Source organism: Anaerostipes faecis, from assembly GCF_910574135.1.
In the GTDB taxonomy this organism is placed as follows: domain Bacteria; phylum Bacillota; class Clostridia; order Lachnospirales; family Lachnospiraceae; genus Anaerostipes; species Anaerostipes hominis.
The window spans coordinates 87,641-99,613 of the sequence record NZ_CAJSYK010000005.1 but is presented as its reverse complement, the minus strand read 5'-3'; the positions used below and the strand labels follow the sequence as shown (position 1 = coordinate 99,613).

8 protein-coding genes are annotated in these 11,973 nt (G+C 44.4%); 1 reads left to right on the top strand and 7 read right to left on the bottom strand.

Annotated elements, in window-relative coordinates; translation table 11 throughout:
* Window positions 1-133 precede the first annotated feature (133 nt).
* The 6 genes from fusA to QGT46_RS05300 all read right to left on the bottom strand — a co-directional run bounded on the left by fusA (window position 134) and on the right by QGT46_RS05300 (window position 7,276).
* A complete protein-coding gene (gene fusA / locus QGT46_RS05325; protein WP_024729155.1) occupies window positions 134-2,251 on the bottom strand; it encodes an elongation factor G in 2,118 nt (705 codons plus the stop codon).
* A gap of 53 nt (window positions 2,252-2,304) precedes the next feature.
* A complete protein-coding gene (rpsG, locus tag QGT46_RS05320; RefSeq protein WP_024729154.1) occupies window positions 2,305-2,775 on the bottom strand; it encodes a 30S ribosomal protein S7 in 471 nt (156 codons plus the stop codon).
* Window positions 2,776-3,029: 254 nt separating this feature from the next.
* On the bottom strand, window positions 3,030-3,443 hold the full coding sequence (gene rpsL / locus QGT46_RS05315; RefSeq protein WP_006568221.1) for a 30S ribosomal protein S12: 414 nt from the start codon (window positions 3,441-3,443) through the stop codon (window positions 3,030-3,032).
* A gap of 206 nt (window positions 3,444-3,649) precedes the next feature.
* Window positions 3,650-4,999: a sodium-dependent transporter gene (locus tag QGT46_RS05310; protein ID WP_148459398.1), complete on the bottom strand. Its 1,350-nt coding sequence runs from the start codon at window positions 4,997-4,999 to the stop codon at window positions 3,650-3,652.
* Window positions 5,000-5,184: 185 nt separating this feature from the next.
* The gene (locus QGT46_RS05305) at window positions 5,185-6,828 is read right to left on the bottom strand and encodes a tryptophanase (RefSeq protein ID WP_024729153.1); all 1,644 of its coding nucleotides are present in this window, start codon (window positions 6,826-6,828) and stop codon (window positions 5,185-5,187) included.
* A 73-nt stretch (window positions 6,829-6,901) separates the two neighbouring features.
* Window positions 6,902-7,276, bottom strand: a complete 375-nt coding sequence (locus QGT46_RS05300; protein ID WP_024729152.1) for a RidA family protein — start codon at window positions 7,274-7,276, stop codon at window positions 6,902-6,904.
* A 232-nt stretch (window positions 7,277-7,508) separates the two neighbouring features.
* Between QGT46_RS05300 and QGT46_RS05295 the strand changes: the two genes are divergently transcribed.
* Window positions 7,509-8,213, top strand: coding sequence for a helix-turn-helix transcriptional regulator (locus QGT46_RS05295; protein ID WP_024729151.1), 705 nt, complete (start codon window positions 7,509-7,511; stop codon window positions 8,211-8,213).
* A gap of 162 nt (window positions 8,214-8,375) precedes the next feature.
* Here the strand turns inward: QGT46_RS05295 and rpoC are convergent, their stop codons facing one another.
* A complete protein-coding gene (gene rpoC / locus QGT46_RS05290; RefSeq protein WP_148459399.1) occupies window positions 8,376-11,951 on the bottom strand; it encodes a DNA-directed RNA polymerase subunit beta' in 3,576 nt (1,191 codons plus the stop codon).
* Between the last annotated feature and the right edge of the window lie 22 nt (window positions 11,952-11,973).

The window sequence follows — 11,973 nt, the reverse complement described above, 5'->3', positions numbered from 1 at the left end:
AGCCCTTTGGGCAAATAGATAAATTATTATTTACTACCGGGTCGACGAATCACCTTACCAAAGGCCGTCCTACCCTTGATTATATTTCATTTCTTTGAAGAATTCAAGCATATTTTTTATCAAAAAAACCTGCTTATTTTGCTTTGTCTGCGATGATTTTTTCCTGTACGCTCTTCGGTACCGGCTCGTAGCTGTTGAAGAACATAGAGTAGTTTCCACGGCCCTGTGTTCTGGAACGAAGGTCTGTTGAGTATCCGAACATTTCTGCAAGAGGAACGAAAGCTCTGATGATCTTTCCGCCTCCGACATCATCCATACCCTCAATACGTCCGCGGCGTGAGTTGATATCACCGATAACGTCTCCCATGTAATCTTCAGGAGTTGTAACTTCGACTCTCATGATCGGCTCTAAGATGATAGCCCCGGCTTTCTGCATCGCTTCCTTGAAGGCCATGGAACCGGCGATCTTAAACGCCATCTCTGAGGAATCGACATCGTGGTAAGATCCGTCGTATACTGTAGCTTTTACACCGAGTACCGGGAATCCTCCAAGGATACCGCACTGAGCAGCTTCTTCGATACCAGCTCCGACTGCCGGGATATATTCCTTAGGAATGTTACCGCCGACAACAGTGGATTCAAACTTGAACAGTTCTTCACCGTTGGCATCCATTGGCTCAAAGTGTACTTTACAGTGTCCGTACTGACCGCGTCCACCAGACTGTTTTGCATACTTGCTGTCCACATCCACTTCTTTCGTGAAGGACTCTTTGTAAGCAACCTGAGGCGCACCTACATTCGCTTCTACTTTAAACTCACGAAGCAGACGGTCTACGATGATTTCCAGGTGAAGCTCACCCATTCCGGAAATGATTGTCTGTCCTGTCTCTTCATCAGTATGAGCTTTGAAGGTCGGATCTTCTTCTGCAAGTTTTGCAAGTGCTTCTGACATCTTGCCCTGGCCTGCTTTTGTCTTAGGCTCGATCGCTACGTCGATAACCGGCTCTGGGAATTCCATGGATTCCAGGATTACCGGACTCTTCTCGTCACAGATCGTATCACCTGTTGTTGTGATCTTGAAACCTACGGCAGCTGCAATATCACCTGCGTAAACTTTGTCTAACTCTTCACGCTTGTTGGCATGCATCTGAAGGATACGTCCAACACGCTCTTTTTTCTGTTTTGTAGCATTTAATACGTAGGAACCTGAATTCATTGTTCCGGAGTACACACGGAAGAAAGCAAGCTTTCCAACGAATGGGTCTGTCATGATCTTAAATGCAAGTGCTGCGAAAGGTTCATCATCAGATGAATGTCTTTCGATTTCATTTCCGTCTTCATCCACACCCTTGATGGCAGCGATGTCTGTCGGTGCCGGCATGAACTCAAGAACAGCGTCCAGTAATTTCTGAACACCTTTGTTGCGGTAAGCAGTACCGCAGCAGATCGGAACTGCTGTACATTCGCATGTTCCTTTTCTAAGTGCAGCTTTTAATGCTTCCACAGATGGCTCTTCCCCTTCCAGGTATTCCATCATCAGATCGTCGTCTAACTCACAGATCTGCTCTACTAACTGAGTGTGATACATTTCTGCATCATCTTTCATATCATCAGGGATATCTGTGATTGAAATGTCTTCTCCCTTATCATCATTGTAAATGTAGGCTTTCATTTCAAACAGGTCAATGATACCCTGGAAATCATCTTCTTTGCCGATTGGCAGCTGAATTACAACTGCATTGGCACCGAGACGGTCTTTGATCTGTTCCACAGATCCGTAGAAATCAGCACCTAAAATATCCATCTTATTGATGAATGCCATTCTAGGTACATTGTAAGTGTCTGCCTGACGCCATACGTTCTCAGACTGTGGCTCTACTCCACCCTTTGCATCAAATACTCCGATCGCACCGTCAAGTACACGCAGGGAACGTTCTACTTCTACTGTGAAATCAACGTGTCCCGGTGTATCAATGATGTTGATACGGTGTTCTAATGCTCCATCCTTCGGTTTGCAGTTTTCCTGGAGAGTCCAGTGACATGTGGTCGCTGCAGAAGTGATCGTGATACCTCTTTCCTGTTCCTGCTCCATCCAGTCCATGGTAGCAGTTCCCTCATGAGTATCACCGATCTTATAATTTACACCAGTATAATAGAGGATACGCTCTGTCAAAGTGGTTTTCCCAGCATCGATATGAGCCATGATTCCAATATTTCTGGTTCTCTCTAATGGATATTCTCTTCCAGCCAAGATCTTTTCCTCCTATTGTTTTTCGGATAAAGCGGTAGGCCCCGCACACCAGATTAAAATCTGTAATGTGCGAATGCTTTGTTTGCTTCTGCCATTTTGTGCATGTCTTCTTTTTTCTTTACGGATGCTCCGGTGTTGTTGGATGCATCAAAGATTTCATTTGCAAGCCTTTCTTCCATGGTCTTTTCTCCTCTTTTACGAGAGTATAAAGTCAACCAGCGGAGTGCAAGGGCCTGTCTTCTGTCCGGACGTACATCGATCGGTACCTGATAGGTGGCTCCACCGATACGTCTTGCTTTAACTTCCAGCACAGGCATGATATTGTTCATTGCCTCTTCGAATACTTCAAGGGCAGGCTTTCCAGCTTTCTCTTCAATACGGTTGAATGCACCGTATACGATCTTCTGGGCAACTCCTTTTTTACCGTCTAACATGATGTTGTTGATCAGTTTGGTCACAACTTTGTTATTGTAAATAGGATCCGCCAAAACATCTCTTTTCGCAATATGTCCTTTACGTGGCACGTTTCTTCCCTCCTTAATAATTGCCAACGGCAGAAATATTATACCTTTTTCTGACATGCCGCCGACCTTAATTCATCGGTACTCATTCATCCTTGCGCAGTTACCGGCTTTCCGCCGGTCTTCAAGCGCTCAATGCCTGATCGTGCCAGAATTTATATCTATCTCCTGTACTACAGGGAAAACATTCATTTCCGGCACAACTATACAAGGTAGCGTAATGTTACGCTGCTTTGTACCAATTTAGTTTCGTTTGATTATTTCTTCGGTCTCTTAGCTCCGTATTTGGAACGAGCCTGCATTCTGTTTGCAACACCTGCTGTATCAAGTGTTCCACGAACGATATGGTAACGGGTACCTGGTAAGTCCTTAACACGACCACCACGAATCAGAACAACACTATGTTCCTGTAAGTTATGTCCCTCACCCGGGATATAGCTTGTTACTTCGATACCGTTAGAAAGACGTACTCTGGCAATCTTACGAAGAGCAGAGTTAGGCTTTTTAGGAGTCGCAGTCTTAACAGCTGTACAAACCCCTCTCTTCTGAGGAGAGCTTGCGTTTACTGATCTCTTCTTTAAAGAGTTAAAACTTTTCTGAAGAGCCGGTGCGGTAGACTTCTTTGTAGATGTCTTTCTCCCTTTTCTAACTAATTGGTTAAAAGTTGGCATTAATTTTCACCTCCATGCATGTTTTCTGCTGTAGTTACTTATGATCTGTTGTTGCACATAGATATCTACGCGCATTTCCTAATTATAAGTGGGAGAAAATCGTTTGTCAAGGGGATTTCCATGGGTTGCATTAAAAAAGCTCGTATTTCCATAAAATTCGTAAATACAAGCTTTTAATCTTTATTTTTTATGTATTTTAAAATAATTTATCCGATACCGCCATAAAATGCACCTGCGATTAAAGCAACGATCGCACAAAGGCAGTAGACATACTTTGCCAGCAGATAAAACCACGAACCAATTGGTTTTTTCGCCCCTTCATTTACTGCCTTGAGAACATACTCTTTCCCCGCAACCCAAAAAAACATAACAGCAGCCAATAGAGCCCCCAAAGGACAAAGATAGATAGAAACAATATCCATCCATCCAGAGACTATTGCTTGAATAAACAAAGCTACGACAGCTCCCAGTACCAGAACCGTACCTGTAGCAAAGATCCGTTTAATTCCGAATCTTTCCTGTAAAAAAGCCACCGGAGCCTCATACAGATTGATTATAGAACTGATACCGGCAAAAGTCACGCACAGGAAGAAAATCACTCCGACAATCCGTCCTCCTACCATTCCATTCATAACATTTACTAAATAAATAAACATCAAGCCGGGACCGCCAGCAGTCAATTCCGCATTTCCAACTGCCATGGCAGGAATGATGACGAAAGCTGCCAGCATCGCAGACAAAGAATTAAAAAATGCTACATTACGGGCTGCCCCTGGAATGGATTCACTTTTTCCAAGATATGATCCATAAATGACAGATCCATTTCCCGCAACAGACATGGAAAAGAACGCCTGTCCAAAAGCAAAAATCCACACTTCAGGATTTAATAAGCCTGCAGGATTTAAGGAAAAAATATACTTGTACCCGTTGGACGCTCCTGGCAGTGTAGCAATATAAATTCCGAGAGCCATAAACATTATGAACAGAAGAGGCATCATGATTTTATTAGCCTTTTCGATTCCGCCTGAAATACCCATGGACATGATGGCAAAACTGGCAATAACAGCGATTAGAATCCAGGTATTAGCGCCCCAGCTACTCGCAGTAGAATTGAAAGTTCCAACAATAACATTCATATCCTGCCCCATAGAAAACATAGAACCGGAAATTGCCATGATTGTATATTTAAATACCCAGCCCATGACACATGTGTAGCCGATAGCAAGCGCCAGCGAGCCGATGATTGGAATAGCACCGATAGTTTCACCGAGCTTTTTGCTTCCAGTACGCAGTTCTGTACACTTGCCAAATGCGCCTACAGGGCCAGCGCCAGCGGAACGGCCCAGCGCAAATTCGCCAATAACGCCGGAAGCTCCAATCAACACAATAAAAATAAAAAAGGGGATCAAAAAAGTCAAACCACCGTATTTGGAAACCATAATGGGCAAACGCCAGATGTTACCCATACCAACTGCAGAACCGACACAGGCCAGAATAAAGCCCCATTTTGATTGAAATCCGTCACGGTTTTTTTGAATTGTATTAACATTTTTCATTGGTATCCCTCCTTCGGATAATACCGATCTTCTTTAAATTCACAGTTTGGATGCGGTTGAAGTTTTGTATTAATCAAGGCCTTTCCCGCAATCCTAAAATACGACCGCAAGCCACCTTTCAAAAAGACCGCCTGCGGTCGCATAAAAGTCGACGCAAAATTTATAAGATTACAAATTATAGATCATTATTTATTTTCGTTAGGGTAAGGTTCCAGGAACGCATGGAAGTGACGCATTGGCAAGTTGTGTCCCCAGACAATTCTGATATTAGGAATATTCTCACGATCTTCGTACAATGCCTTCACAGCAGCAATGACATAATCTAAATGCTCCTTGGTCAACCGGCTTCGGTCGATTGCGAACCGAACTACGTTTGCCAGCTCCGCCTGCTGTTCAGGTGTCTTCAGATCATACTCCATAGAATAATCGCCTAACTCAGAAGTACGAATCCCATAACGCCGAATCAGTTCAATGCTGAATCCCTGACCGGCAAAAGTATCATGACCACGTTTTCCATCAAAGAATTCATCCATATTGATGTACACGGCATGCCCGCCGGCCGGCAGTACCACGCCTTTAATTCCGGCATTATAGAAGCCCTCAGCCAAATAGTTACACTGACCTACTCGATCATGCATATAGTTGAAATCACAGCTCTCATACAGACCTACGGAAAGAGCCATAATGTCACGCCCTGACATACCGCCATAGGAATCGTTGCCGTAACAGGAAATCTGCTTTACCTTTAATAAAACACCCACGTCCGTCTTGATTGTTCCATCTTCATTGAAGTCTGAAAATTTCTTCCAAAACAATCCTCTATCGCGGAATGCCAGCATGCCACCCATATTAGAATGACCGTCCTTCTTCGCAGACATAGTGAACGCATCACATAAAGAAAACATTTCCGTGGCAATCTCTGCGATTGATTTGTCAGCATAGCCTTCCTCATTCATTTTAATAAAGTAGCAGTTCTCAGCCCAGCGAGCGACGTCAAACACCAAAGGAATATCATACTTATGCGCAACACGGTTGATTTCTTTCAGATTTTCCATAGATACAGCCTGACCACAAATCGGATTGTTGGTAATGCAGGCAAAAACTAATGGTACATTTTCAGGTCCACAGATTTGGATCAGCTGCTCCAACTTCTCGATGTCCATATTTCCCTTAAATGGATTCTTATCATACTTTCCACCTTCCGGAATCTCATACAACAGCTCCTTATTGTATAAATTTCGAGGAATTGAACCCATCTGCTTTATGTTTCCTTCAGTAGTGTCAAAGTGACCATTTGACGGGATAGTGAAAACTTTTCCGGGATAGCGCTGAGCCAAAATCTTTTTTACGATCTCCATCAGAACAGATTCTGCTGCACGGCCCTGCTGAATAATAAAAGTATTAGGACGTTCCATCTGTGCAGCACCACCGTTAAACAGGCCTCCTTCATATTCGCACAGATACAACTCATCCATCATCTTTTCGACGTCCCTGCAATCTGTGCGGACTAAATCAATGGATCTCTTCCAGTTCTTTTCACCCCCGCGCTCAAAAATATCACGGAAGGTATCCAGCAAGACATAATATCCTGTATTACGCCCATAAGCCTCATCCCCCAGAAACAAAGATGCCCACTGCTGATTTGTCATTGCTGTCGTTCCTGAGTCGGACAGCATATCAATCGTCAGCATACCTGCCGGAAATGCAAACTCGTTGTAATGGGTAGCTTTCAGTGCACGTTCCCGCTGTTCTACTGTCACACTCGGGATATCCCGAACTGCAAAACTGTAATGACTTGGAGAAGGAACGTTCAAAGGATACTCATTCATAGTGGATTTCTTCATAGTACTCTTACCTCCATTTTTATAAACATAAATTATTCAATCAACTGTAACTTGGTCTTTATCCTATGGCAATACATTCAATCTCTACCAATGCATCCTTAGGCAGCCTGGCAACTTCCACAGCACTGCGAGCCGGACAGCTATTTGCAAAAAAATCTGCATACACAGTGTTGAAAACTGCAAAATGATTCATATCACTGAGAAAAACTGTTGTCTTAATTACATGATCCATAGAAACACCGGCTGCTTCCAGAACATTTTTACAATTCATCAGAGATTGTCTGGTCTGTGCTTCAATGCCTTGAGGAAATGTACCGGTATCCGGATCAATCGGTAATTGACCGGACGTAATTACGATTCCTCCTGCTGCAATGCACTGCGAATATGGTCCAATGGCTGCAGGTGCTTTGTTTGTACTAATAACCCGTTTCATATGTCACCTCCTTAATTATAATAAAATATTATCAGTATAATATTTTATTGTCAACATTTTTTGTCACATTATTATATTTTTCTTTATTTTTTTCACAAAATTTGTGCAAATTCCCCTCGTTTGGACAACTATCATCGTTCTAACTTTATTATTATTGAGAATTTTTTATTGCCTCTCCTTCGCAGAAATGGTATAATGACTACAATTTAATGAACGCTAGGAAGTGAAATAAATGACAAACGATATCCTTCGCCACTATATACCATTGGTCAAATTTTTAGGGAATACTCTGGGTCCCGATTATGAAATTGTACTTCATGATTTGACACTCAAGCAGCCTGCCATTATAGCTATCGCCAATAAACACATCAGCGGTCGTGATATGGATGCCCCCTTGACCAATATGGCAATGCAGACAATTGCAGAAAAATCCTATACAACTCAAGACTGGAAGTTGAATTACAGGGGTCAGTCTGCTAATGGCAAAATCCTGCGCTGTTCTACCTTGTATATCAAAGACGGTCAAGGTAAACTGATAGGATTGCTGTGCATTAACTTTGATGATAGCCGCTTCCGGGATATTTCCGAACAAGTCTTTGCTTTATGCCATCCCAATAAGTACGTCACCCAAAATATCGCCATCAATACAACTCCGTTAGCCTCGGATAACGGAGATAGCGAACAGGAAACTTTTTATAACAGTATCTCTGCCGCTACCGAAGATGCGCTATTATCGGTTGTAAACACCTTGCAGGTTCCTGCAGACCGATTGACTCAGACAGAAAAATTAAAGATTCTTCAGCTCCTGGATGAGAAAGGCCTTTTTATGCTTAAGGGTGTAGTCCCCATTATTGCACAAAAACTATCCTGCTCTCCGGCCAGCATTTATCGCTATTTGAGTAAAATCAGGCTGGAAAGCCAAAACAAGACCGAGTAAATCCAAAAACAATTAAGAAATGAAAATAATACAAAAAAGCCTTACGGATTTTCAGTTTGCATCTCTGAAAATCCGTAAGGCTTTTTATTTTTACAAAATAGTTATTCTTTATTCAGAAAGCTCCCGTCCCTGCAAAGTGCAGGGACGGGAGCTTTTAAGACCTTATTCGAAATCGATTTCGTCTTCGAGTGTCAGTTCTTCTTCCTCTGTGTTAATTTTTACATTGCGGTACCGTTTCATTCCGGTTCCTGCCGGGATCAGTTTTCCGAGGATAACATTTTCCTTCAATCCGACCAATGGATCGACCTTTCCTTTGATAGCCGCATCGGTGAGGACTTTCGTGGTCTCCTGGAATGACGCTGCGGATAAGAAAGAGTCTGTGGCAAGAGATGCCTTGGTAATACCGAGGATAATCTGTTCTGCCTTCGCAGTCTCTAAGTTTCTCTCTTCCAGCTCCCTGTTTGTCTTTTCAAATTCCAGCACGTCAATCATGGCGCCAGGCAGGTAGTCGCTGTCTCCACCTTCTTCGATGCGGACTTTCTTCAGCATCTGGCGGACGATGACTTCTACGTGCTTGTCGTTGATATCTACACCCTGCAGACGGTATACTCTCTGCACTTCACGGATCATGTAATCCTGAACAGCGCGGATACCTTTAATCTTTAAGATGTCATGCGGATTGACAGAACCTTCGGTCAGCTCGTCTCCGGCTTCCACTTCCTGTCCTTCCATGACTTTCAGCCTGGAACCGTAAGGAATCAGATAGGCCTTCATATCTCCGGTTTCTTTGTTGGTGATGACAACTTCCCGCTTCTTCTTCGTATCTTTGATCTGCACTTTTCCTGCAAACTCAGAGATGATGGCAAGACCTTTCGGCTTTCTTGCCTCGAAGAGCTCTTCGATACGCGGAAGACCCTGTGTGATATCATCACCTGCAACTCCTCCGGCATGGAACGTACGCATGGTCAGCTGTGTACCAGGCTCACCGATGGACTGGGCCGCGATGATACCGACTGCCTCTCCCACCTGTACCGCCTGACCGGTAGCCATGTTGGAACCGTAGCATTTTGCACAGCATCCCACCTGTGACTGACAGGTCAGCATCGTCCTGATCTTGACCTTTGTAAGACCTGCATCGATAACGGTCTTGGCCCTTCTCGGAGTGATCATGTGATTTGACTTTACAAGAACTTCTCCTGTCTCAGGATGTTTGATCTCTTCTGCGGCATAACGCCCTGTGATTCGGTCCTGAAGACTTTCGATGACTTCCTGTCCGTCCATGAACGCCTCCACATACATGCCCGGAATCTGTCCGTCCGCATCCAGTCCACAGTCTGCTTCCCTGATGATCAGATCCTGCGATACGTCTACAAGACGTCTTGTCAGATAACCTGAATCGGCAGTTCTTAAGGCCGTATCGGAAAGTCCCTTTCTCGCACCATGAGCGGAGATAAAGTATTCCAGTACGTCCAGACCTTCACGGAAATTGGACTTGATCGGCAGTTCGATGGTACGTCCTGACGTATCGGCCATCAGCCCACGCATACCGGCCAGCTGTTTGATCTGCTGATTGGAACCACGGGCTCCGGAATCGGCCATCATGAAAATATTGTTATATTTATCTAATCCTGTGATCAGTTTGTCAGTCAGGACATCATCGGCGTCAAACCATGTCTTGACAACCGCTTTGTAGCGCTCTTCTTCTGTCATGAGACCGCGTTTGAACTGATTGTTGATGAACTCAGCCTGATCCTGTGCTCCTGCAAGAATTTCCTTTTTCTCTTCCGGCACTGTCATGTCTGAAATAGAAACGGTCAGGGCTCCTCTTGTAGAGTATTTGTATCCCAGTGCCTTGATATCGTCAAGCACTTCGGCCGTCTTTGTAGCGCCGTGGATATTGATACATTTGTCGAGGATCTGTTTTAACTGTTTCTTTCCTACATGGAAGTCGATCTCTAAATCCAGTGCGTTTTCCGGATTGGATCTGTCTACAAATCCCAGATCCTGCATGATGATCTCGTTAAATAAAATTCTTCCGAGTGTACACTGTACGACCTTGGAAATCTTATTTCCGTCTTTGTCAACCTTTGTACGCCTTACATTGATCCTTGCGTGCAGGGTAATAGCTTTATTCTCGTAGGCAAGAAATGCCTCATTTTCTGATTTAAAATATTTGCCTTCTCCCTTATCTCCCTCTTTTTCCAGAGTCAGATAGTAAATACCGAGAACCATATCCTGTGAAGGAACGGCTACCGGACCTCCGTCGGAAGGTTTCAGCAGATTGTTCGGTGACAGCAGAAGGAAACGGCACTCAGCCTGTGCTTCCACGGACAGAGGCAGATGGACAGCCATCTGGTCACCGTCGAAATCGGCGTTGTAAGCAGTACATACCAGCGGATGCAGCTTAATTGCCTTACCTTCTACTAAGATCGGCTCAAACGCCTGGATACCAAGTCTGTGCAGTGTCGGTGCACGGTTCAGCATAACCGGATGTTCTTTGATGACATCTTCCAGCACATCCCAAACCTCCGGCTGGAGCTTCTCTACCATCTTCTTGGCAGATTTTATATTATGGGAAAGTTTTCTCTCCACCAGCTCTTTCATTACAAACGGTTTAAACAGCTCGATGGCCATCTCTTTCGGAAGACCGCACTGGTAAATTTTCAGTTCCGGCCCGACGACGATAACAGAACGTCCTGAGTAGTCAACACGTTTTCCGAGCAGGTTCTGGCGGAAACGCCCCTGTTTACCTTTCAGCATATCGGAAAGGGATTTCAGCGCACGGTTTCCAGGTCCTGTGACCGGACGTCCGCGGCGGCCGTTATCGATCAATGCGTCTACCGCTTCTTGAAGCATACGTTTCTCATTTCTCACAATGATATCCGGAGCTCCGAGTTCCAGCAGACGTTTCAGACGGTTGTTGCGGTTGATGATTCTTCTGTACAGATCATTCAAGTCAGATGTTGCAAAACGTCCTCCGTCCAGCTGTACCATCGGACGGATATCCGGAGGAATGACAGGGACAACGTCCAGGATCATCCACTCAGGATTGTTTTCTGAGTTTAAGAATGCTTCTACGACTTCCAGGCGTTTTACGATTCTTGCCCTTTTCTGTCCTGTGGCAGTCTTAAATTCGTCTTTCAGGGATTTTGCCTCTGCTGAAAGATCTATGGCTTCCAGCAGTTCTTTGATGGATTCGGCTCCCATTCCCACGCGGAAAGAATTGCCGTATTTATCATAGGCATCCCTGTATTCTTTTTCTGTCAATACTTGTTTATAAGCCAGGTCCGTCTCTCCTGCGTCCAACACGATATAGCAGGCGAAATACAATACTTTTTCGAGACTTCTCGGAGAAATATCCAAGATCAGCCCCATGCGGCTCGGAATCCCTTTGAAGTACCAGATATGGGAAACCGGAGCTGCCAGTTCGATGTGTCCCATACGCTCACGGCGCACATTGGCTTTTGTCACCTCAACGCCGCATCGGTCACAGACAACACCTTTATATCTGATTTTTTTATATTTACCGCAGTGGCACTCCCAGTCTTTGCTCGGCCCGAATATCTTCTCACAGAAAAGACCGTCTTTCTCAGGCTTCAAGGTACGATAATTGATGGTTTCAGGTTTTTTTACTTCTCCCCTGGACCACTCTCGGATCTTTTCCGGGGAAGCCAACCCGATCTTAATTGCATCAAAGGCAATTTTATGATTTGAATATTCGTTGCTTGATCCTATCATTAAGGTTGCTCCTTCCTTATAT

Excerpts from the sequence above, each read along its gene's own strand:
- QGT46_RS05295 (WP_024729151.1), top strand. The coding sequence starts at position 7,509 with ATGACAAACGATATCCTTCGCCACTATATACCATTGGTCAAATTTTTA.
- QGT46_RS05310 (WP_148459398.1), bottom strand. The coding sequence starts at position 4,999 with ATGAAAAATGTTAATACAATTCAAAAAAACCGTGACGGATTTCAATCA.
- rpoC (WP_148459399.1), bottom strand. The coding sequence starts at position 11,951 with ATGATAGGATCAAGCAACGAATATTCAAATCATAAAATTGCCTTTGAT.
- QGT46_RS05305 (WP_024729153.1), bottom strand. The coding sequence starts at position 6,828 with ATGAATGAGTATCCTTTGAACGTTCCTTCTCCAAGTCATTACAGTTTT.
- rpsL (WP_006568221.1), bottom strand. The coding sequence starts at position 3,443 with ATGCCAACTTTTAACCAATTAGTTAGAAAAGGGAGAAAGACATCTACA.
- QGT46_RS05300 (WP_024729152.1), bottom strand. The coding sequence starts at position 7,276 with ATGAAACGGGTTATTAGTACAAACAAAGCACCTGCAGCCATTGGACCA.